Source organism: Catellatospora tritici (assembly GCF_019083965.1).
Lineage (GTDB): Bacteria > Actinomycetota > Actinomycetes > Mycobacteriales > Micromonosporaceae > Catellatospora > Catellatospora tritici.
In genome coordinates, this window is record NZ_JAHRCY010000002.1 from 291,196 (window position 1) to 312,244 (window position 21,049).

Consider the following 21,049-nt stretch of genomic DNA (forward strand, 5'->3'; position numbering starts at 1 on the left):
CCTGGGTCTTTAAGTCACAGCCGAAAGTCATGGACCCGACGCCGCCCGGTGCGCGATCCTGTGGTCCGGCCTGGGGAGCCGAGCGACGCACAGCGTCGCCAACCGTACGGGGGCGTACGGGGCACGGTAGCGGCCGGCCGGGTGCCGGGGGGCAGACCGGTCGGCCGCTCCGTTCGCTTCGAGCCTGCTCAGAGCCACGGTCTCGCGCTCAGAGCCACGGGTTCCTCAGAGCCACAGCCCGATGCGATGGTCCTCATCGGTGACGTAAATCGGCCTGCCGTCGCGTTCGGACACCCCCTCCACATGGTGCAGGGGCGCCAGGTCCGCCACCGGCTCGGCCTTGAGCAGGGCCGGGCCGGGCCGTCCGGGCAACTCGAAGCGCACATGACGGCAGGTGGCGTGGCGGGCGTGCGGGTGCCGTTCGAGCAGCACCGAGCCCTTGTCCAGCGCGTCGATGGAGCCGATGACCGCGTCGTACCCGCCGTCGGGGCGGGCGGCCAGCGCGCGTATGCCCAGCGGGCCGGAGCCGGTCCCGGTCAGCGCGTACACCCCGGCGACCCGCACCGCGCCGCCCGTGAACAGCTCGGGCACCCCGGCCAGCTCGACCAGCACCGGCTCGCCCGCGGCCGTGACCGGCCAGCGCAGCCCGACCAGGAGCGTGCCGCGCCCGGTGAAGGCGGCACCCTCGATGTTGACCGGATGGTCGCCCGGCGCGAGCTGCGCGACCCAGGCTTTGCCCTTGGCGGTGCCGCGGCGCAGCGTCTGCTCGATGAATCCGTCGTGTACGGCCGGATCGACCGGCCCCGGCGCCACCGGATGCCCCGTGGTCACCAGCTCGGCCAGCGCGTCGTTGACCACCCGGTGCAGCGCGAACCGGTGCCGGACGATCTCCAGCTCGGGCCGGGCCGACTCGCGAAACCGGGCCACGAACGCGCGCTTGGGCCGCAGCGGTCCGGCCTTGGAGCCGAAGTGGGAGCCGAGCACGTACACCCAGCCGTCGTGGTGGGCCAGCGCCTCGGCGTCCTCGGTCCGTCCCGCGTGCACGCCCGCCTCGGCGGCGACGTGCTCGGCGTGCCAGGACCCGTCCGCCCGCTCGATGATCAGGGCGAGGCACCGCTCCACCGGCCCCTCGTCCAGCACCGTCCAGTACGCGCGGCGCGCACCCAACTCGCGCAGCAGCGCTCCGTCGGCGACCCGGAGCAGGTCACTCGCCTCGTTGCCCGCCGCCGCCAACTCCACCAACTTCATGATCCCCACCGTACGCACCGCCCGCCACGTGCCCGCGCAGAGCGCAAATTGCCGGGCAATCGGGGGAAAGAAGGTGCGAGATTCCCCCGGTTGCCCGGCAACTTGACCGGGTGCGCGACGGCGCGTCAGATGCGGGTGTCGCCGCGCTCCTTGAGCTCGTCGACCAGCTTCTTCACGTCCTGGGCGCGGTCGCGGTCGCAGACCAGCACCGCGTCGGGGGTGTCGACCACGATCATGTTCTCGATGCCGAGCGCCGCGACCAGGCGGCCCGACTGCGGTACCACCACCACGTTGCGGACGTCGTGCAGCAGCACCTCGGGCTTGCCGCCGTCGAGGGTCGCGTCGTCGCCGACCACCACGTTGCCGTTCTCGTCGGCGGGCAGCACCTCGCCGAGGGTGTGGAAATCGCCGATGTCGTTCCAGCCGAAGTCGCCGGGGACGGTGGCGACCAGCCCGGCCGCGGCGGCGCCCTCCATCACGGCGTAGTCGACCGAGATCTTGGTCAGGGTGGGCCAGATCTCACCCAGCACCCGGTCCCGGTCGTCGGTGTCCCAGGCCGCGGCGATGCGGACCAGCCCGTCGTGCAGGCTCGGCTGCTGGCGGGCCAGCTCGCGCAGGAACACGTCGACCCGCCACACGAACATGCCCGCGTTCCACAGGTACCGGCCCGAGGCCAGGTACTGCGCGGCGACCTCGCGCGACGGCTTCTCCTTGAACTCGTCCACGACCCGGACCGGCCCGTCGACGACGGCGCCGCACTGCAGGTAGCCGTAGCCGGTCTCGGGGTGGGTCGGGGTGATGCCGATGGTCATGAGCAGGCCGCGCTGGGCGCCCGCCTCGGCGTCGCGCAGCACCTCGGTGAAGCGGGCGGTGTCGCGCACCAGGTGGTCAGCGGCGAACGAGCCCATCACGGCGTCGGGGTCGCGCCGCGCGATCACCGCGGCGGCCAGGCCGATGGCGGCGCAGGAGTCGCGCGGGCTCGGCTCGATAAGGATGTTCGACTCGGGCAGATCGGGCAACTGCCGCGCGATCGCCGCCGCGTGGGCGGTGCCGGTCACGACGTAGGTGTCCCCGATCGCGGCGACCGGCGCCAGCCGGGCGACGGTGGCCTGGATGAGCGTGTCGGGGGTCCCGGTCAGCGGGTGCAGGAACTTCGGGTGCGTGGCGCGCGACAGCGGCCAGAGGCGTGTCCCACTCCCACCAGCGGGGATTACGGCGTGCAGCATCCGACCATTCTGCCTGACCGGGCGGAGCGGGCAACTCGCCTCGCCCGGGAGCAGGGGCGACCGCCCGTCAGGCGTACTGCCGGATGGAGCGCTGCCAGGCGTTGATGTGGGCGTCGGCGCTGGAGTTCCAACTGAACTCCTTGGCGCGGGCCAGCCCGGCCGCGGCCAGCGCCGAACGACGTGTGTCGTCGACGAGCAGGGCCGACAGGTCACGGGCGATCTCACCGGCCTCCGAGCCGGTGTAGGCGACCGCGTCCCCGCCCACCTCCGGCAGCGACAGCCGGGGCGTGGTCAGCACCGGCGCCCCGCACGCCATCGCCTCCAGGATCGGCAGGCCGAAACCCTCACCATGACTCGGGTACGCGCACAGCACCGCCCCGCCCAGGAAGCCCGGCAGGTCGGCGTAGCGCAGGTAGCCCGGTCGCAGCAGGCGCAGGTGCGCGGGCACCTCGGCCGCCATCCGGTCGATCTCGTCATCGTGACCTTGACCACCCGCCAGCACCAGCGCGGGCGGATCCACCCGGTCGCGCACCGCCGTGATCCAGCCTCGGATCAGATTCGGCACGTTCTTGCGGGGCTCCTTGGCGCCCAGGAACGCGACGTACGACGCCTCGCCCAGACCCAGCCGCGCCCGCACCCGGGCCTTCTCCTCCTCGCCGGGCACGTGGAACGCGGTGTGATCCACACCGTGGTACGCCACGTCGATGCGGGTCGGGTCGGCGTCGAGCAGGCGGATCAGCTCGTCCCGGGTCGCCTTGCTGGGCACGATCACCCGCTCGGCGCGGCGCATCGACGTCTTGATCGCCGACCGGAAGAACGTGCCGCGCGACTTGTCGTAGTGCTCGGGCTCGGTGAAGAACGTCGCGTCGTGCACGGTCACCGTCACCGGGCAGCCCGAACGCAGCGGACAGGTGTAGAACGGCGAATGCAGCACCTGCGCGCCGACCTGCTGGGCCAGCAGCGGCAGGCCGGTCTGTTCCCAGGCCAGCCGGGCCGGGCGGTGCGCCACGGCGGCCGGAGCGGCCACGACCTGCGCATGCGGCAGCGTACGCGCGTAGCGTTCCTGGTCGGTGCGCTGGCAGACCACGACCAGGTCGATGTCGGACCGGTCGGCCAGGGCGCCCAGCAGGCCATCCAGGTAGCGGCCCACCCCGCCTCGGTCGGCGGGGACACTGGTCGCATCGACCAGCACCCGGGGAGAGCGAGCGATCGTCACGGTGAACACTCCTTGTGGGGGTGTGCAGCGCAGCCCAGTCGACCGCCGCTCTGCGGTTGTGAGACTGTGCGCTGTTTCACAGCAGTCACGTCTCAGACTACGCCCGACATACCCCATGGCAAGGTCCACGACGCGGCGTTGTCGGTAGCCTGACCTCGTGTCGACTATCAGTCAGCTCTTCGCCGCCACGGTGTCGGCCGATCCGGCCCGCCCCCTGCTCACCTGGTACGACGACGCGACCGGCGAACGTACCGAACTGTCCGGCGCGACCCTGGCCAACTGGGTGTCCAAGACGGCCAATCTCCTCGTCGACGGTCTCGGCCTCGGGCCCGGCAGCGTCGCCTCGATCGCGCTGCCGCCGCACTGGCAGACCGCCGCGATCATGCTCGCCTCGTGGACCGCCGGGCTGGCGGTGTCCCACTCCGACGAACTACCCGCCGACGTCGCCTTCGTCGCCGCGGACACGGCCCCGACCGCCCCCGACACGTACGCCGTGGGCCTGCACCCGTTCGCGCTGCCGCTGCGCGGGCTGCCCGCCGGGGTGTCGGACTGGGTCAGCTCGGCCCGCGCCCACGGCGACTTCTATGGCGGTCCGCCCGCCGACCCGAACGCGGCCGCCCTGGTCGGCCTGCCCGGTGGCGGCGGCTCGATCACCCACGCCGAACTGGCCGAGCGGGCGGTGGCCCGAGCCAAGGAGCTGGGCATCGAGCGCGGCGAGCGGGTGCTGCTCGACCTCGGCGCGCATCCGCGCCCGCTGGACTGGCTGGTCGCGCCACTCGCGGCGGGGGCCAGCCTGGTGCTGTCCCATCACACCGCCCCTGGCATCCTCGACTCCCGCGCGGCAACGGAACGCGCCGAGATCATCTCCTGACGGAGGGTGCCCGCGGCCCCCGGGGTGAGGGGCCTAGCATTGACAGTGGCCTATCTAGAAGACGGATTCCGAACATTCGTGCCCTGGATAGGCCAGCGTCAATGCTAGGTGCTGCGGCAGCACGGGCTCAGGCGGCGCGGGTGCGGGCCAGCGCCTCGAACGCGTTCAGCGACTCCGGGTTCGCCAGCGCCCCCTTCGCCGCCGCCGACTCCACCGGCGTGCCGGTCAGGATCCGCTTCACCGGCACCTCCAGCTTCTTACCCGACAGAGTGCGCGGCACCGCCGCCACCTGGTAGATCACGTCGGGGATGTGGCGCGGCGACAGCGCCGTACGCAGCTCCCGCGCGATCTTGCTCCGCATCGCGTCGTCCAGCTCACGCCCCGGCACCAGCACCACGAACAGCAGCAGCTCACCGGCGCCGCCCTCGTCGTCCTCCAGGTGCACCACCACCGAGTCGGCGACCTCGTCCATGCCCTCGACCACCGAGTAGAACTCGGCCGTGCCCAGGCGCACCCCGCCCCGGTTCAGGGTCGCGTCGGAGCGGCCGGTGATCACGCAGGTGCCCCGGTCGGTGATGGTGATCCAGTCACCGTGGCGCCACACCCCCGGGAACACGTCGAAGTACGCCTCGCGGTACTTCTCCCCCGTGGCGTCGCCCCAGAACCCGACCGGCATGCTCGGCATCGGTGCGCTGATGACCAGTTCGCCGAGGGCACCGAGGACGGGGTGACCGGCGCCGTCGTACGCCTCGACCTTGGCGCCGAGGCAGCGGGCCGCGATCTCGCCCGCGTAGACCGGGTTGAGCGGGGTGCCGCCGACGAAGCCGGTGCACACGTCGGTGCCGCCGGACAGGGACAGCAGCATCAGGTCGGGGTTGACGTTGTCGTACACCCACTCGAAGCCCTCGGCGGGCAGCGGCGCCCCGGTGGAGCCGAGCCCGCGCAGCTTCGACAGGTCGGCGACCTCACGCGGCACCAGCCCCTCCTTGCGGCAGGCCAGCAGGTACGGCGCCGAGGTGCCGAAGTACGTCATCCCGGCCTCTTCGGCCAGGCGCCACAGCATGCCCAGGTCGGGGGCGCCGGGGTTGCCGTCGAACAGCACGATCGCCGCGCCGACGGCCGGGCCGGAGACCAGGTAGTTCCACATCATCCAGCCGGTGGTGGAGAACCAGAAGTAGCGGTCGCCGGGGCCGAGGTCGTGGTGCAGGGCGAGCATCTTCAGGTGCTCGAGCAGGATGCCGCCGTGGCCGTGCACGATGGGCTTGGGCAGACCGGTGGTGCCGGAGGAGTAGAGCACGTACAGCGGGTGGGCGAACGGGACCGGGGCGAAGGTCAGCGGTTCGTCGGTGTCGGCGGCCAGCTCGCCCAGGCCGACCTGCCCTTCGGTGTACGGCAGCACGACGGCGTGCGTCAGCGACGGCAGCGCCGCCCGGATCGCCGCGACCTCACCGGCCCGGTCGATGAGCTTGTCGCCGTACCGGTAGCCGTCGACGGCGACGAGCACCTTGGGCGAGATCTGCTGCCAGCGGTCGGTGACGCTGCGGGTGCCGAACTCGGGGGCGCAGGACGAGAAGATCGCGCCCAGGCTGGCCGTGGCCAGCATCAGCACCACCGTCTCGGGGATGTTCGGCAGGTACGCCGCCACCCGGTCGCCCTCGCCGACACCCAGGCGGCGCAATCCGGCCCGCGCCCGGCGGACCTGCTCGCGCAGCTGCGCGGCGGTGAGCACCACCGGCTCGCGGGTCTGCGAGTAGCCGAGGACCACCGGCTCGTCGTCGCCGATGCCCGGCATGCGCAGCACGTTCTCGGCGTAGTTCAGGGTGGTGCCGGGGAACCACTTCGCGCCCGGCATGGTGGGGTCGGGCAACACAGCCGTCGCCGGTTCGTGGGCGACGACCTCGAAGTACTCCCAGATCGACGACCAGAACCCGGGCAGGTCCTCGGTGCTCCAGTGCCACAGCTCGTCGTAGTCGGCGAAGGTCAGCCCACGGTGCTTGTCCAGCCAGCTCAGGTAGTCGCCGATGCGGGAGTTCTGCCTGACATCCGCCGGTGGGGTCCACAGCACCCTGGTCATCGTGATCTCCTCCCGCGTACGCCGTCGTACACCGCACTCGCATCCTGCCGCATGGCCTGCGCGATCATTCTCCGGGCCGGGCGGCCCGGGTGCGGTGTTCCCGGCGCACACCGGTCACCGGGTGCGTATGGCTGTCGCCGACAGTCAGCGCAGGTCGGCGCGGTGGCTCTCGATGGCGCGGCGGCGGGCCAGCCGGTGCTCCCGGCGGATCTCCGCCTCGCGGAAGCGCCGCTCGTCCTCCTCGGTCTCCGGCAGCACCGGCGGCACCTGCGTCGGCTCGCCGTCCGGGCCGACGCCCACGAACACCAGGTACGCCGTGGCGACGTTGACCGGCTCGCGGTCGGCCTCGTTCCAGCGCTCGGCCCACACCGAGACGCCCAGCTCCAGCGAGGTGCGCCCGGTCCAGTTGACCTGCGCCTTGGCGTGCACCAGGTCACCGACGCGCACGGGCACCATCAGCGCGATCTCGTCGATGGAGACGGTGACGGCGTTGAAGCCGCAGTGCCGGGCGGCGGCCGCCCCGGCGGCGTCGTCGACGAACTTCATGATCACGCCGCCGTGCACGGTGCCGTACAGGTTGACGTCGTGGTTGGTCATGATGCGGCTCAGCGTGACCCGCGAGAACGCGGTCGGGCGGCCCTGCTCCTGGGAGATCACGCCTTCACCGTACGGCCTGCCTCCAGCGGTGATGCCAGCGCAACGGGAAAACAGTAAGGTGCCGCACATGCGTCACGTATGGAGCCTCCTCGCCGCAATCGTGATCACACCGCTCGCCTGGGCCGCCGCGGCACAGGGCCAGGCAATGCTGGCGGTGAGCGTGTCGCCCGACGTGCCCACCGGCATGTGGGTCGGCCTCGCCGTCGTCGCCGGCGCGGGCCTGGTGCTCGGTCTCATCGGCGCGCTGCGCCAGTCGCCGGTCGGCCCGCTGTTCACCGCCCTGGTCTACCTCGGGTTCACGGTCTGGTTCCTGATCCAGCCGGTGGCCGTACTGAGGGCGCTGGACTGGGGCTGGAAGCTCGGCGGCTACCGTGCCGACCTCACCCTGCCGCTGCAGAGCGGCCTGCTCGCCGCCGTCGGCGCCCTGCTGCTGGTCGCGGTGTTCAGCCCCAGCCGCTGGCGGGCCTGGCCCAAGCCGGTGCACACCATCGAGCCCGCCTGGCCGCAGCCGGTGGCGCCGCAGTATCCGGCCCAGCAGACGCTGGAGCCGACAGCCACATTGGAGCTTCCGGTGACCCCCGCGCACAGGACTGGCGCTGATACGCCATCCTGGAGCGCGCCGCAGGCCAACCTGTAGAACCCGGAGGCATGGTGCGCCACCTAGGATCGTTGCTGCTCACGCTGATCTTCGCTCCCGCGATCTTCCTACTGACCGGTACGGGTCTCAGCGCGTTCAACACCACGATGGCCGCGGGCGGCGCCGCCGACGCGTTCCTCGACGCGGCCGCGGCGCTGGGCGCGCTGCTGCTCGCGGGCATCCTGTACGCGGTCCTGCTCATGGCGCGGCTGTCACCGACCGGCCCGTCGCTGGCCGGGATCGCGTTCCTCGGCACCAGCGCGTGGGCCCTGGTCGACGGGAAGTCCTACCAGGACACGTTCGCGCTGATCGACATCCACCTGGCCGGCGCCGTGGGGCAGACCGGCCTCGGCGTGCTGCTGGGCGTGCCGCTGCTGGCCACCATCGCCAGCCCGCGCCGGTGGCGGCGGATCGCCGACCCGGCCCAGGCCTACCAGCAGTACCCGCCGCAGCAGTACCGGCAGCCGGGCGCCGCGCCCGACCCGACCCGGCAGCTGACCTCGATGCCCGCCGACCCGTACGCGCTGCCCGACATCCCGGCCCCGTCGCTGCACTACCCGCGCCCCACCCCGGTCGCCGCCCCCGCCGCGCCGACGATGCCGGTGCCACCGGGGCCCACCATGCCGGTGCCGCCGCAGGCCGGGCCGACCATGCCGGTGCCGCCCAAGCCGACCGCGCCGGTCGCGGACGCGCCACCGCTGCCCCGCCGCAACCCGAACCCGCCCCCGGCAGCGATGACGCCCTCAGCCCCACCTGCTGCCGGACCAGCGTCTGCCGCACCACCCGCTCCCGCGCCCACGGCGCCCGCGCCGTCGGCCCCAGCCGCGCCGTCGGCCCCAGCCGCGCCGTCGGCCCCAGCCGCGCCGTCGGCCCCAGCCGCGCCGTCGGCCCCAGCCGCGCCGTCGGCCCCAGCCGCGCCGTCGGCACCCGCGCCCAGGCCGGACGCAGGCGTCACCGTCCCGGTCGTCCCGGCTGCACCGACCCCGCCCGCCGCGAGCCCCGCCGCGCCTCCCCCGCTACCGGACGAGTCGACCGTGATGCTGGTCCAACCCTCCGACCAGCAGACGATGAAGCGCGACTGACGTCCCTTTCGGGGAAAGTGCACGAATAACGTGCAAGATTCGCGCGCTTTCCCCGAAACTGCGAGATCACGTCGCCGGACCTGCGAGATCGCGCCGCCGGGCAGTCGTGCCCGGCGGCGCGACTGTTCCGCGTTCCAGGCGTGTCAGGACCCGTCGGCGGCCAGTAGCGCGCGGTAGTGGGTGATCTTGTCGCGCAGGTGGCCGTGCTGGCCCAGCAGCAGTTCCAGTTGGGCCTCGACCGCCACGCTGTGCTGCTCCAGCAGCTCCACCCGGTCGGCGACGGTCTCGTCGCCCTGCCGGGCGAGTTCGGCGAACCGGCACATCGCGCTGATCGGCATCCCGGTGTCGCGCAGGCAGCGCAGCAGGCCGAGCCAGCCCAGGTCGTCATCGGAGAAGACGCGGCGGCCGCCGGCCGTCCGGTCGACGCCTTCCAGCAGGCCGATGCGCTCGTAGTAGCGCAGCGTGTCGAGGCTGAAGCCGCTGCGGCGTACGGTTTCGGCGGGGGTGTATCGGGTCACCGCACCACCGTAGCTTGACCTGGAGCGCGCTCCAGGTGTCAGGCTGGCCGTCATGACGACACGGAAACTGGGTCGCAGCGGCATCGAGGTCAGCGCCCTGGGCCTGGGCTGCTGGGCCATCGGGGGCCCACTGTGGGGCGAGGACGGGCAGCCGTACGGGTGGGGCGAGGTCGACGACGCCGAGTCGGTTCGCGCCGTACACCGAGCCCTCGACCTCGGAGTCACCTTCTTCGACACGGCGAGCAACTACGGGGCCGGGCACAGCGAGCGGGTGCTCGGCCGGGCCCTGGCTGGGCGGCGCGGCAGCGTGGTCGTCGCCAGCAAGTTCGGCTTCACCTTCGCGGCGTCCAAGCGGCTGGCCACCGGCGAGAACGGCACCCCGGCATACATGCTGAGCTGCCTGGACGGCATCCTCGACCGGCTCGGCACCGACTACCTGGACCTGTACCAGCTGCACCTGGGCCACCTGCCGCTAGAAGAGGCGCTGGACCTGGTCGGTCCACTGGAGAAGCTGGTCGCGCAGGGCCGCATCCGGGCGTACGGCTGGAGCACCGACGATCCGGCGCGCGCCGCCGCCTTCGCCGAGGCGGGGCCGAACTGCGCCGCGATCCAGTACGACCACTCGGTGCTGAACGACAACGCGGCCATGGTGGACGTGCTGGCCCGCTACGAGCTGGCCGGGATCAACCGGGGGCCGCTGGCGATGGGCCTGCTCACCGGCAAGTACCACGGCCTGGCGGGCCGCATCGGCGGCGACGACGTGCGCGGCAAGTCGCCGGAGTGGCTGAAGTACTTCACCGACGGGGTGCCGACGCCGCAGTGGGCCGAGCTGGTGGACCGGGTCCGGCAGGCGCTGACCGCCGACGGCCGGACCCTGAGCCAGGGCGCGCTGGGCTGGCTGCTGGCCCGCAGCCCGTGGACGCTGCCGATCCCGGGCGTGCGCACGGTCGCCCAGGCGGAGGAGAACTTCGCCACCCTGGCCCTGGGTCCACTGCCCGAGGCGGCGTTCGCCGAGGTCGAGTCGCTGCTGGCCGAGCTGCGCTGAACAGTCCGGGTGCGGGCGCCGCGTGGCGCCCGCACCCGGTCAGCTCGCGGGAACTGTCGCCAGCGCCCGGTAGATCCGCTTGTCGGAGACCGGGTACGGCGTGCCCAGCGTCTGCGCGAAGTAGCTCACCCGCAGCTCCTCGATCATCCAGCGCACCTCGACGACCGTGTCCCAGCCCGGGGCGCCGGGCCGCGTGGACGCCTTGGCCTGGTCGTACTCGTGCAGGACGTCTTCGAGCAGCAGCAGCTTCTCGCGGTCGCGCTGCGGCTGCTCGGCCAGCTTGGCCAGCCGCTGCTCGATCGCGCGCAGGTAGCGGGTCAGGTCGGACAGGCGGCGCAGCCCGGTCCCGGCCACGAAGCCGGGGAAGACCAGCCCGGTCAGCTGCGCCCGGATGTCGGAGACCGAACGCACCAGCAGCACATTCGTGATCGACTTGAGTTTGCGGTCGATCTCGTACCAGCTGGCCAGGATCGGTTCGAGCTGCTGCAGGATCTCGAGGATGGTCATCGGCAGTTCCGCGCGGGCCTTGGCCGCCAGCTTCGCGAACGCGTCGGCGTCCCAGGCCGGGCCGCCCGCCTCGATGATCACCTTGTCGACCGCGGCGGTGACCACGTCCTCCAGCAGTGGCGTGACGCCGCCGTGCGGGTTGCGCGACAGTGCCAGTTTGGCCTGGTTGGACAGCCGACCCTGGATCGACTTCAGCGGCGGCGGGGCCGCCAGCAGCACCAGCCGCCGGGTGCCGCGCCACATGGCGTTCCACTGCTCGCCGGTCGAGTCGAAGACCTTCACGCCGACCGTCGCACCCTCGTCGACCAGCGCCGGGTAACCCTTGACGTCGTACCCGCCGCGTTTGCGCTCGACCGTGCGGGACAGCGGGCCGATGCTCCAGTTGGTCAGGCCGTGCATCTCCAGGTCGTCGGCGGCCGCCGCCACCGCCTGCTGTGCCTTGTCGCGCAGGCGCCGCTTGAGGTCGGGCAGGTCCTTGCCCTCGGCGAGGGTCTTGCCCTGCTCGTCCTCCACCCGGAAGGTGATCTTCAGGTGCTCGGGCACCTTGTCCGGCTCCCAGCTGTCGCGCGGGATCACCACGCCGGTCATCGCGCGCAGCTGCCGCTCCAGCACCGCCACCAGCGGCTCGTCGGCCTGCTTCACCCCGGCCAGCGCCTCGCGTACATAGTCGGGCACGGGCACGAAGTTGCGGCGATCGGCCTTGGGCAGCGAGCGCACCAGCGCGATCGCCAACTCCTCCCGCAGGCCGGGGATCTGCCAGTCGAACCCGGCCGGGCTGATCTGGTTGAGCAGCGGCAGCGGGATGTGCACGGTCACGCCGTCGGCGTCGGCACCCGGCTCGAACTGGTACGTCAGCGGCAGCTCGAACTGCCCCTGCCGCCACACGTCCGGGTAGTCCTCCTCCTCGACCCCGCCCGCGGCCGCGTTGACCAGCATCGACTTCTCGAAGCTGAGCAGTTCGGGGGTCTTGTGGCGGGCCTTCTTCCACCAGGTGTCGAAGTGCTGGCCGGAGACGACGTCGGCGGGCAGCCGGTTGTCGTAGAAGGAGAACAGGGTCTCGTCGTCGACCAGGATGTCGCGGCGGCGGACCCGGTGCTCCAGCTCCTCGACCTCGGCGAGCAACTCGCGGTTGGCGTGGAAGAAGTCGTGGTGGGTCTCCCAGTCGCCCTCGACCAGCGCGTGCCGGATGAACAGCTCCCGGGACAGCGCCGGGTCGATCCGGCCGAAGTTCACCTTGCGCTTGGCGACGATGGGCAGGCCGTAGAGCAGCACCTTCTCGTACGCGACGACGGCGGCCTGCTTCTTCTCCCAGTGTGGTTCGCTGTACTGGCGCTTGACCAGGTGCGGGGCCAGGCTCTCGGCCCACTCCGGCTCGATTTTCGCGGCGACGCGCCCCCACAGGCGGGAGGTCTCGACCAGCTCGGCCGCCATCACCCAGCGCGGCGACTTCTTGAACAGCGCCGAGCCCGGGAACAGCGAGAACCGGGCACCTCGGGCGCCGAGGAAGTCCCGCTTCTCCGCGTCGTAGAAGCCGAGATGGGACAGCAGGCCGGAAAGCAGCGCCTGGTGCACGGTGGCGGGCTCCGCCGGGACCGTGTTGAGCGTGGCGCCGAGCTGCTTGGCCACCTGGCGCAGCTGCGACTCCAGGTCCTGCCATTCGCGGATGCGCAGGTAGTGCAGGAACTCGGTCTTGCACAGGCGGCGGAACTGGTTGGACGACAGCTCGCGCTGCTGCTCGCGTACGTAGTTCCACAGGTTGAGGAACGCCATGAAGTCCGAGGAGCCCTCGTCGGCGAAGCGGGCATGCTTCTCGGCGGCGGCCTGCTGCCGGTCAGCGGGCCGCTCGCGCGGGTCCTGGATGGACAGCGCCGCCGTGATGATCAGCACCTCGCGCAGGCAGCCGCTCTTCTCCGCCTCCAGCACCATCCGGCCCAGCCGTGGGTCGACCGGCAGCTGCGCCAGGCGGCGGCCGAGCGGGGTGAGCCGCCCCGGTTCGCCACGCATCGGCGCCTCCAGGGCGCCCAGCTCGTGCAGCAGGTCCATGCCGTCGGCGATGTGACGGCGGTCCGGCGGGTCGATGAACGGGAACGCGGCGATGTCGCCCAGCCCCAGCGAGATCATCTGGAGGATGACCGAGGCCAGGTTGGTACGCAGGATCTCCGGCTCGGTGAACTCGGGCCGGTTGACGAAGTCGAGCTCGTCGTAGAGCCGGACGCAGATGCCGTCCGAGGTTCGTCCGCAGCGGCCCTTGCGCTGGTTGGCCGAGGCCTGCGAGACCGCCTCGATCGGCAGCCGCTGCACCTTCAACCGGTTGCTGTACCGGGAGATGCGGGCCGTGCCGGGGTCGATGACGTACTTGATGCCGGGGACGGTCAGCGAGGTCTCGGCGACGTTGGTGGCCAGCACGATGCGCCGACCGGTGTGCGGTTGGAAGACCCGGTGCTGCTCGGCGGTGGACAGCCGGGCGTACAGCGGCAGGATCTCGGTGTGGCGCAGGTTGCGCTTGCGCAGCGCCTCGGCGGTGTCGCGGATCTCGCGCTCACCGCTGAGGAAGACCAGCACGTCGCCGGGCTTCTCGGTGGCCAGTTCGTCGACGGCGTCGGAGATCGCCTGGATCTGGTCGCGCTCCTCGTCGCCGTCCTCCTCGTCGCCCTCGACCACCAGCGGCCGGTAGCGGACCTCGACCGGGTAGGTGCGGCCGGAGACCTCGATGATCGGCGCGGGGCCGTTCGGCCCGGCGAAGTGCGCGGCGAAGCGCTCCGGGTCGATGGTCGCCGAAGTGATGATCACCTTGAGGTCGGGCCGCTTGGGCAGCAGCTGCTTGAGGTAGCCGAGGATGAAGTCGATGTTGAGGCTGCGTTCGTGCGCCTCGTCGATGATCAGCGTGTCGTACTGCGACAGAGTGCGGTCGTGTTGGATCTCGGCGAGCAGGATGCCGTCGGTCATCAGCTTGACCATGGTCTGGTCGCCGACCTGGTCGGTGAAGCGCACCTTCCAGCCGACCGTGCCGCCCAGCGGCACCCCGACCTCCTCGGCGATGCGCTCGGCGACCGTGCGGGCGGCCAGCCGTCGGGGCTGGGTGTGCCCGATCAGGCCGCGCACGCCCCGGCCCAGTTCCAGGCAGATCTTCGGCAGCTGGGTGGTCTTGCCGGAGCCGGTCTCACCGGCCACGATCACGACCTGGTGGTCGCGGATCGCCGCGGCGATGTCCTCGCGCTTCTGGCTGACCGGCAACTCGTCCGGGTACGTGATCGGCGGCACCGCCCCGGCGCGCGCCGCGAGCCGCTGCTCCGCCTGCGCCACCGCCTCGGTGATCTGCGTCACGGCGGCGTCCAGCGCCTCGCCGGGACGGACCTTGCGTACGCCGTCGAGGCGCCGGGCGAGCCGGCGCCGGTCCTGCGGCATCAGCTGGTCGACGCGTCGCCGCAGCTCGACGAGCGGGCTGGCGGGCTGGGGAGGGCGGGACTGAGGTGTCATGACGCCCGCAAGGATATGCCGTCACCCGGGCAGACCGACCAGCGGTTTTCCGCCCCCCGTCGGCGGCGCCGCTACGTTGAGTGTCCTCCCATGAACGTTCGGTTGGTTTCCGGCCGCGAACTCTTGCCACCGGCCGACACCATGGAGTGCAATCAATCGATTGAGATGAACCCGCGTGCGGTGTGCCGACGACCGCGACCGGCGCCGTGGGCGGTCGTGGGGATGTTCGCCGGACACGTGGGACAGGGACGGCCCGAGCGGTGACCGGGCCCGGCCCCAGTGGCAGGGAGAAGCATGGCGCATCCGCGAGAGACCGTCGTCCGCATGCCGATCAAGATCGTCATCAGCCTCGCGCTCTTCTCGATCACGTTTCTGGCCACGCTGGCGTTCGAGGCCCTGAAGGCGAACGAGCCGCTGGTGCTCAGCTTCGGCGTCTCCCTCTTCGTCGCCGGGCTGGCCTTCGTCGTCCAGTTCCTCTACGACGTGGAGCGGCGTCTCGGCCGGGTGGAGGACGAGGTGGAGGCAGACCTCGCGCTGGTCGCCGCCGAGGTGGACGGGCGGCTGACCCGGATGGCGGACGACCTGCGCCGACACACCGCCGACAGCGAGGCGAGCATCCGCCGCAACTTCGAACGGATCAGCGAGGCCACCCGCCTGTACGGTTCGGTCGAGGCCTCGGCGCTGAACACCGACGCGATCACGACGCTGGTCGTCAACGCCCGCCGGATCAGGCCCAACCCGCCGCTGGTGTTCGATCTCGCGCAGGCCGAGATCGAGCGCCTCTCGGAGATGCTGAAGACGCTGGCCGACGCCGGCGACCTCACCTACGACGGCGAGGACCGGGACTGGCTGCTCGGCCTGACCAAGCACGCCAGCACGAGCCTCGACGCGATCAGCACGACGCTCGACGTCGGCGGCCAGGACTACTTCGACGGCAGCCTCTGGCAGAGCGACCTCGGCCAGCGCTACCTGGAGGCGCAGCGGGAGGCGATCGCGCGCAACGTGCGGGTGCGCCGGTTGTTCGTGCTCGACCGGCCGGACCTCTGGAACGACGAGAAGTTCCACCAGGTGCTGGGGATGCACACCGACCTGAGCATCGAGGTGCGCGCGCTGGATCCGACCCGCTCGGCCAGCGGGTTCATTCCGCCGATCTTCGACTTCATCATCTTCGACGACGTGATCACCTACCAGTCGTCACCGTCGACCCAGGTCAACGAGGTCAACCGCATCAACATCGCCAGCACTCAACTGGTCACCAACCAGGCCAAGGTGCGGCGCAACATCGCGCGGTTCCGGGAGCTGTGGCGGGTCGCCACCCCGATCGCCCCCAGGGACGGGGCGCCACCGCCCGCGAAATGAGAGATCCCGGTCGGTGGGCAGGTCTGGCCTGCACACCGACCGGGATCGGGTGTCTCGGTTCAGTTCAGGACCGGTCCGAGCGCGCTGATCAGCGCGTGGTCGCTGGAGTCCTGGCTGAGTTCCCACGCCATGGCGCCGCGCAGGCCGAGCAGCTTGATCAGTGCGGTGCGCTCCGCGATCGACTTCGGGTCCGAGTAGACGATCGTGGTGGGCGCGGTGACGGACTGACCGGCCAGCGTGTGCGCGGCGGCCGGGTTGATCAGGTACGGCTCACCCGCGAACAGGTTCCACTTGCGGGTGTACCCGCCCTGCCCGACGCCGTCGGCGGTGACGACACCCGCCACGTCGACCAGGTCGTGGTAGGACGGCTGCGGCTTGGCGTCCCAGTTCGCCGCCTCCGGGTCGAGCCCGGTGTTGTCGAACGGGCCGTACAGGCCGCCGGGGTTGCGGACGTACTGGATGCCGTAGAACGGCACCCCGACCACGATCTTGCTCGCGGGCACGCCGTTGAGCAGGTACCACGCGACCGTGCCGCTGGTGTTCCAGGTCAGGTCGTCGGCCTCGGGGTCGCGCGGGTCCCGGCCGAACAGCGTGCTCGGACCGGCCACCGAACCGCCGGGCACGTTGAAGTCGTACGTCATGATGTTCACCCAGTCCATGGACTTGGCGAACTCACGCAGCTCGTAGTACTTCGTGGAGCTCTTGGCCGCCGGGAGCGCGGCGGTGAGCAGGTAGTGCTTGCCGTCGGCGGCGCCCTGCGCGTCGAGCTGGCGGCGGAACTCCTGGGCCAGCAGCGTCGCGTTGTGGCGGTCGGCCGGGCCGTAGTCCACGTTGCTGTCGGCCTTCTGGGTCGGGTACTCCCAGTCGAGGTCGATGCCGTCGAACAGGCCCGCGGCGGCGCCGATACCACCGGCGTTCTCCGGCCAGCCGCCGGTCGGCAGGTTGCCCTTGATGAAGGTGTCGATGCACGCCGCGACGAACGCCTGGCGGCGCTCGGCGGTGGCCGCGACCGAGGCGAACCAGGTCGACTTGGTCCAGCCGCCCAGCGAGATCTCGATCTTCAGGTGCGGGTTGGCCGCCTTGAGCTTGCGCAGCTGGTTGAAGTTGCCGTAGAGCCGCTGGTCGGGGTAGCTGTCGGCGACCCCGTCCACGGTGTTCTCCGGGCCCCAGTAGACCTGCTGGAAGTCGGCCCACGGGTCGAGCACGCCGCAGCCGACCGCGCCGGTGGCGGGGTCGAACGTCGGCAGGCCGAACGCGTACTGGATGACGTTGAGCTTGTCGGCGGGGATGTCCTTGACGAAGTAGCCCCGGCCGTAGACGTCCCAGTCGGCGAAGTACGCGGAGATGACCTTCTTCGGCGCCTTGTCGGCCGAGGTGTTGCCGGCCGCCTGCGCGGGCACGGCCGCCATCAGGCCAGCCCCCAGGGTCAGGGCGAGTGCCCCGACGAGCCCCGGACGGTGCAGAGTACGGAACATATGAACTCCCATCGTTGCCTCCCGGTGACCTTCTCCCGGCGACAACGATCAGTCAAGAGTCCTAACAGTTAGTCTTCCTTCCGGATTCGACCATCCACATGTATCCCAGGCAGGCAAATCTGTCCCATCACGACTGATTCGCTCAACGCCAGCCGTAGCGCGGTTCGTAGCCCAACAGCCGACGAGCCTTGTCGATCGACAGCAGCGTCTGCGTACTCTCGACCGGCCGCTTCCACGGCACCTGCGGGAACAGTTCTCCGGCCAGCTCCGCCGACGGCCGGTGCATCACCGAGTCCGCGTTGGCGATGATGAACACCTCCAGCCCCGGCACCTGGTACTCCAGGGCCAGGCGCGCCGCCTGCGCCCCGTCCCGGCAGTCGATGTAGGACCACAGGTTCCAGCTGCGCAGCGTCGGATCGTCCTGGTACGACGGGAAGGCGGCGTAGTCGCCGGGTTCCATCACGTTGGAGAAACGCAGCCCGATCATCTTCAGCTCGGGCTCCCAGCGGCAGAACTGGGCGGCCATCTCCTCGTCGAGCCGCTTGGCCAGCGCGTACGCCGTCTCGGGGCGGGTCTCGTACTCCTCGTCGACCGGCAGGTAGGGCGGCGGGGTGTCGAACGGCAGCCCGAGCAGCGTCTCGCTGGAGGCCCAGACCACGTTGCGGATGCCCGCGGCGCGCGCGGCGGCGAACACGTTGTAGCTGACGGTCACGTTGTTGGCGAAGGTCGCCGCGTTGCCGGTGACGCCCGGCCCGGGGATCGCGGCCAGGTGCACCACCGCGTCGACCTTGCGGTAGCGGCTGTCGATCGCGGTGAACGCCTCGACCGCCTGCCCGTAGTCGGTGAAGTCGATCCGGGTGTACGGGCACAGCTGCTCGCGCGGGGCGGCCAGGTCCAGGTTGACCACGTCATACCCGTGCGCCAACAGCTCGCGCACCACCGCCCGGCCCAGCTTGCCGCTGCCTCCGGTCACCGCCACCAACGTCATCGCGCCCGCACCTCGTTCGACCCGACGGTCGGACCCGGGGCGGCCGACCGGGATCAACGTACCGAGCGCGGCTCAGATGCTGAAGTCCGGGTTGTTGCGGATGATCGAGAACCCGGCGCCCTGCGGGTCGCTGAGGATCGCGAACCGGCCCGCGGGCGAGTTCTCCGGCGGCATGACCTTGTTCGCGCCCAACTCCAGGGCCTGCGCGAACGACGAGTCACAATCGTCCACGGCGAAGTAGACCGACCAGTGCGAGGACATCGGCCGCCAGGCCGGATCGATCGGCATCGCCCCCGCGACGGCCCGGCCGTCCACCTCCAGCAGCGTGTACGTCATACCCTCGGCCATCGCCACGTCGCGCTCGTCGAGGCCGAACACCTCCTGGTAGAACACCTTGCTCGCGTCGAGGTCGGAGGTCATCAGCTCGTTCCAGGTGACGCTGCCGGGCTCGTTGGCCAGCTCGAAACCCTCGTGCCGGTTCGGCTGCCAACCGGAGAAGAACGCGCCGGTCGGATCGAGGAAGACCGCCATCCGGCCCTGGTCCATCACGTCCATGGCCGGGGCGACCACCTGGCCGCCGTGCTCCTCGACCTTGCGGGCGATGTCGTCGACGTCGCCGGCGGCGAAGTAGGTCGACCAGGAGGAGCCGCGCTCGGGATCGGTGGCCGGACCGAGCCCGGCGACCTGCCTGCCGTCCTTGCGGAAGATCCGGTAGCCCCCCGCCTCCGGGCCCAGGTCGTCGGCGGTCCAGCCGAACAGGCGACTGTAGAAGGCGACCGAACCGTCGACGTCGGTGCTGCCCAGATCGACCCAGTTGGGTGTGCCCTGTGCGTACCTCATGCCGCCATCGTCGCCCGCGGCCCGAGCGGGTGCGCCGCCATCCGCGAAAATCGGCAGGTCGAATCGGCGCATCGGGGCAAACCGGGTTTCCCGGTCGTTGATCTCGGATAGGCCACCGGTATGACAGCGAACCTGGTGCGGCACCCGTCGGCGCGACAGTGGTGGGTCCTGGCGGGATTCGTCGCCGCGGTGACGGTGGTCGCGGTGGTCGGCGCGCTGGCCGTGGCCCAGCCCGCCGACGACTACGCGGCGCTGGCCCGGCCCGGCTGGGCACCGCCGTCGTGGCTGTTCGGCCCGGTCTGGACCCTGCTCTACGCGATGATCGCGCTGGCCGGGTGGCTGGTGTGGCGGGCGGTGGGCTGGGGACCCCAGCTGGTGCCGTACGCGGTCCAGCTGGTGCTCAACGCGGCCTGGACCCCGCTGTTCTTCGGCGCGGGCCAGCGCGGGGTGGCGCTGGTCGACATCGTGGCGCTGTGGGTGGCCGTCGGCGTGACCGTGCTGGCGTTCCGGAAAGTGTCCACGGCCGCCGCCTGGCTGCTGGTGCCGTACTGGCTGTGGGTGACTTTCGCGACCGCGCTCAACTTCAGCATCTGGCAGCTCAACCAGGGCTGACTCTGCCAGACTCGGACACGGCACGCCGTTCCTGCCCCCGATGAGGCACGTCTGCGCTGCTCAAGCGCAGTGCGCAGGCAGCGACTCCGGCTTGTACGAGAAGGAGACGATCGATGGCTTCGAAGACTCCGGCCAAGAGCGCCGCCCGTGGCGGCAGCCAGCCGAACCTGCACCAGAAGGGGGTGCAGATCCAGGAGTTCGGGACGGTGCGCCAACTGCCGGTCGGACTGTCCCACGACGCCCGGATGTACTCGTGCGAGCGGCTCAACCAGACGCTGGCCGACAGCCAGATCCTCTACAGCCTCTACAAGAAGCACCACTGGCTCATGCGCGGTCCGACCTTTTACCAACTGCACCTGCTGCTGGACAAGCACGCGGGCGAGCAGCTGGAGCTGATCGACACGATCGCCGAACGCATCCAGAGCCTGGGCGGCGTGGCCATCGGCGACCCGCGCCACGTCGCGGAGATCACCGTGATCAAGCGGCCGCCGGACGGCGTCGAGGAGGTCCCGGCGATGATCTCCCGGCTGCTGGAGGCGCACGAGTCGATCCTGATCGCCGCGCACGACGCCGCGTCGCGCGCCGCCGAGATGGGCGACGACGGCACCAACGACCTGCTGGTGTCGGACGTGATCCGCACCGGCGAGATGCAGGCCTGGTTCCTGGCCGAACACCTCGTCGAAACGCCCCTCACCGAAGCCTGACCACCACCGCCCCACCCCGCCCGCGGGGCGCCAAGATCGGCGCAAGTTGCCGGGCAATCGTGGGTATGGGACCTCAAGATACGCACGATTGCCAGGCAACTCAGCCGATCTTGGGCGGCCCGGAGCACCGCCGTGAGCGGGTCTCCGTCAGCCCGCCCGGCCCGCCAGCGGGCGTACCTCGATCGGCAGCGTGGTGACCTGGGCGATGCGGTCGGCCCAGCCCAGAGCCGCGTCCAGGTCCGGCGACTCGACCAGCCAGAAGCCGCCGACGTGCTCCTTGCCCTCCGCGTACGGGCCGTCGGTGAGCAGCGTCTCGCCATCGCGGTGGCGCACCACGGTGGCGGCACTGGCCGGGGTCAGCGGGCTGGTGAACACCCAGGCTCCGGCCGCCCTGATCTCCTCGTTGACCGCTTCCAGCTCGATCATCACCCGGTCCAGCATCTCCGGCGGCGGGATCACCCCGTCCGGCTGGTAGATGCTCAGCAGGTACTGCGTCATGGTCTTCCTCCTCGT

Annotated in this window: 18 protein-coding genes; 7 read left to right on the forward strand and 11 right to left on the reverse strand. The window is 71.1% G+C overall.

Features of this window, described 5'->3' with window-relative positions; translation table 11 throughout:
- Positions 1-225: 225 nt before the first annotated feature.
- From KUA19_RS05185 to KUA19_RS05195, 3 genes are all read right to left on the reverse strand, one after another.
- On the reverse strand, positions 226-1,248 hold the full coding sequence (locus tag KUA19_RS05185; RefSeq protein ID WP_217394940.1) for a hypothetical protein: 1,023 nt from the start codon (positions 1,246-1,248) through the stop codon (positions 226-228).
- A gap of 125 nt (positions 1,249-1,373) precedes the next feature.
- Positions 1,374-2,474: a mannose-1-phosphate guanylyltransferase gene (locus KUA19_RS05190; RefSeq protein WP_217394941.1), complete on the reverse strand. Its 1,101-nt coding sequence runs from the start codon at positions 2,472-2,474 to the stop codon at positions 1,374-1,376.
- A 67-nt stretch (positions 2,475-2,541) separates the two neighbouring features.
- Entirely contained in the window at positions 2,542-3,690 is a 1,149-nt protein-coding gene (locus tag KUA19_RS05195) for a glycosyltransferase family 4 protein (protein WP_217394942.1), read from the reverse strand.
- A gap of 157 nt (positions 3,691-3,847) precedes the next feature.
- Between KUA19_RS05195 and KUA19_RS05200 the strand changes: the two genes are divergently transcribed.
- Complete coding sequence (locus KUA19_RS05200) at positions 3,848-4,561, forward strand: TIGR03089 family protein (RefSeq protein ID WP_217394943.1); 714 nt, start codon at positions 3,848-3,850, stop codon at positions 4,559-4,561.
- Positions 4,562-4,688: 127 nt separating this feature from the next.
- On the opposite strand, the gene KUA19_RS05205 is transcribed toward KUA19_RS05200, so the two are convergent.
- Both KUA19_RS05205 and KUA19_RS05210 read right to left on the reverse strand, forming a co-directional pair.
- Complete coding sequence (locus KUA19_RS05205) at positions 4,689-6,635, reverse strand: acetoacetate--CoA ligase (protein WP_217394944.1); 1,947 nt, start codon at positions 6,633-6,635, stop codon at positions 4,689-4,691.
- A gap of 144 nt (positions 6,636-6,779) precedes the next feature.
- Positions 6,780-7,232, reverse strand: coding sequence for an acyl-CoA thioesterase (locus tag KUA19_RS05210; protein WP_254548817.1), 453 nt, complete (start codon positions 7,230-7,232; stop codon positions 6,780-6,782).
- Between the two features lie 127 nt (positions 7,233-7,359).
- Here KUA19_RS05210 and KUA19_RS05215 point away from each other — a divergent pair, with 127 nt between their 5' ends.
- The gene (locus tag KUA19_RS05215; RefSeq protein WP_217394946.1) at positions 7,360-7,929 is read left to right on the forward strand and encodes a hypothetical protein; all 570 of its coding nucleotides are present in this window, start codon (positions 7,360-7,362) and stop codon (positions 7,927-7,929) included.
- A gap of 11 nt (positions 7,930-7,940) precedes the next feature.
- Positions 7,941-9,011 (forward strand): hypothetical protein, encoded by a 1,071-nt coding sequence (locus tag KUA19_RS05220; protein ID WP_217394947.1) that lies wholly within the window; start codon positions 7,941-7,943, stop codon positions 9,009-9,011.
- 143 nt (positions 9,012-9,154) lie between these two features.
- Here KUA19_RS05220 and KUA19_RS05225 read toward each other — a convergent pair whose 3' ends face one another.
- Complete coding sequence (locus tag KUA19_RS05225) at positions 9,155-9,529, reverse strand: MerR family transcriptional regulator (protein ID WP_217394948.1); 375 nt, start codon at positions 9,527-9,529, stop codon at positions 9,155-9,157.
- A gap of 52 nt (positions 9,530-9,581) precedes the next feature.
- Between KUA19_RS05225 and KUA19_RS05230 the strand changes: the two genes are divergently transcribed.
- Complete coding sequence (locus KUA19_RS05230; protein ID WP_217394949.1) at positions 9,582-10,574, forward strand: aldo/keto reductase; 993 nt, start codon at positions 9,582-9,584, stop codon at positions 10,572-10,574.
- A gap of 39 nt (positions 10,575-10,613) precedes the next feature.
- Here KUA19_RS05230 and hrpA read toward each other — a convergent pair whose 3' ends face one another.
- The gene (gene hrpA, locus KUA19_RS05235) at positions 10,614-14,558 is read right to left on the reverse strand and encodes an ATP-dependent RNA helicase HrpA (protein ID WP_217394950.1); all 3,945 of its coding nucleotides are present in this window, start codon (positions 14,556-14,558) and stop codon (positions 10,614-10,616) included.
- Positions 14,559-14,852: 294 nt separating this feature from the next.
- On the opposite strand from hrpA, the gene KUA19_RS05240 reads away from it, so the two are divergent.
- Positions 14,853-15,917, forward strand: coding sequence for a hypothetical protein (locus KUA19_RS05240; protein ID WP_217394951.1), 1,065 nt, complete (start codon positions 14,853-14,855; stop codon positions 15,915-15,917).
- Positions 15,918-15,976: 59 nt separating this feature from the next.
- On the opposite strand, the gene KUA19_RS05245 is transcribed toward KUA19_RS05240, so the two are convergent.
- The 3 genes from KUA19_RS05245 to KUA19_RS05255 form a co-directional block, all read right to left on the reverse strand.
- The gene (locus KUA19_RS05245; protein ID WP_217394952.1) at positions 15,977-17,392 is read right to left on the reverse strand and encodes a glycoside hydrolase family 18 protein; all 1,416 of its coding nucleotides are present in this window, start codon (positions 17,390-17,392) and stop codon (positions 15,977-15,979) included.
- 142 nt (positions 17,393-17,534) lie between these two features.
- Positions 17,535-18,380 carry an NAD-dependent epimerase/dehydratase family protein gene (locus tag KUA19_RS05250; protein WP_217394953.1) on the reverse strand — a complete coding sequence of 282 codons (846 nt, stop codon included), beginning with the start codon at positions 18,378-18,380 and terminating at the stop codon, positions 17,535-17,537.
- 72 nt (positions 18,381-18,452) lie between these two features.
- Positions 18,453-19,220 (reverse strand): VOC family protein, encoded by a 768-nt coding sequence (locus KUA19_RS05255; RefSeq protein ID WP_217394954.1) that lies wholly within the window; start codon positions 19,218-19,220, stop codon positions 18,453-18,455.
- A gap of 120 nt (positions 19,221-19,340) precedes the next feature.
- Here KUA19_RS05255 and KUA19_RS05260 point away from each other — a divergent pair, with 120 nt between their 5' ends.
- Entirely contained in the window at positions 19,341-19,832 is a 492-nt protein-coding gene (locus KUA19_RS05260) for a TspO/MBR family protein (RefSeq protein ID WP_217394955.1), read from the forward strand.
- Positions 19,833-19,945: 113 nt separating this feature from the next.
- Positions 19,946-20,536 carry a Dps family protein gene (locus tag KUA19_RS05265; RefSeq protein WP_217394956.1) on the forward strand — a complete coding sequence of 197 codons (591 nt, stop codon included), beginning with the start codon at positions 19,946-19,948 and terminating at the stop codon, positions 20,534-20,536.
- 147 nt (positions 20,537-20,683) lie between these two features.
- Here the strand turns inward: KUA19_RS05265 and KUA19_RS05270 are convergent, their stop codons facing one another.
- Entirely contained in the window at positions 20,684-21,034 is a 351-nt protein-coding gene (locus KUA19_RS05270; RefSeq protein ID WP_217394957.1) for a YciI family protein, read from the reverse strand.
- Between the last annotated feature and the right edge of the window lie 15 nt (positions 21,035-21,049).

What these genes read in the sequence shown, in the direction of transcription:
- KUA19_RS05185 (WP_217394940.1), bottom strand. Translation starts at nt 1,248, where the DNA reads ATGAAGTTGGTGGAGTTGGCGGCGGCGGGCAACGAGGCGAGTGACCTG.
- KUA19_RS05190 (WP_217394941.1), bottom strand. Translation starts at nt 2,474, where the DNA reads ATGCTGCACGCCGTAATCCCCGCTGGTGGGAGTGGGACACGCCTCTGG.
- KUA19_RS05205 (WP_217394944.1), bottom strand. Translation starts at nt 6,635, where the DNA reads ATGACCAGGGTGCTGTGGACCCCACCGGCGGATGTCAGGCAGAACTCC.
- KUA19_RS05210 (WP_254548817.1), bottom strand. Translation starts at nt 7,232, where the DNA reads ATGACCAACCACGACGTCAACCTGTACGGCACCGTGCACGGCGGCGTG.
- KUA19_RS05215 (WP_217394946.1), top strand. Translation starts at nt 7,360, where the DNA reads ATGCGTCACGTATGGAGCCTCCTCGCCGCAATCGTGATCACACCGCTC.
- KUA19_RS05220 (WP_217394947.1), top strand. Translation starts at nt 7,941, where the DNA reads ATGGTGCGCCACCTAGGATCGTTGCTGCTCACGCTGATCTTCGCTCCC.
- KUA19_RS05230 (WP_217394949.1), top strand. Translation starts at nt 9,582, where the DNA reads ATGACGACACGGAAACTGGGTCGCAGCGGCATCGAGGTCAGCGCCCTG.
- hrpA (WP_217394950.1), bottom strand. Translation starts at nt 14,558, where the DNA reads ATGACACCTCAGTCCCGCCCTCCCCAGCCCGCCAGCCCGCTCGTCGAG.
- KUA19_RS05240 (WP_217394951.1), top strand. Translation starts at nt 14,853, where the DNA reads ATGGCGCATCCGCGAGAGACCGTCGTCCGCATGCCGATCAAGATCGTC.
- KUA19_RS05245 (WP_217394952.1), bottom strand. Translation starts at nt 17,392, where the DNA reads ATGTTCCGTACTCTGCACCGTCCGGGGCTCGTCGGGGCACTCGCCCTG.
- KUA19_RS05250 (WP_217394953.1), bottom strand. Translation starts at nt 18,380, where the DNA reads ATGACGTTGGTGGCGGTGACCGGAGGCAGCGGCAAGCTGGGCCGGGCG.
- KUA19_RS05255 (WP_217394954.1), bottom strand. Translation starts at nt 19,220, where the DNA reads ATGAGGTACGCACAGGGCACACCCAACTGGGTCGATCTGGGCAGCACC.
- KUA19_RS05260 (WP_217394955.1), top strand. Translation starts at nt 19,341, where the DNA reads ATGACAGCGAACCTGGTGCGGCACCCGTCGGCGCGACAGTGGTGGGTC.
- KUA19_RS05265 (WP_217394956.1), top strand. Translation starts at nt 19,946, where the DNA reads ATGGCTTCGAAGACTCCGGCCAAGAGCGCCGCCCGTGGCGGCAGCCAG.
- KUA19_RS05270 (WP_217394957.1), bottom strand. Translation starts at nt 21,034, where the DNA reads ATGACGCAGTACCTGCTGAGCATCTACCAGCCGGACGGGGTGATCCCG.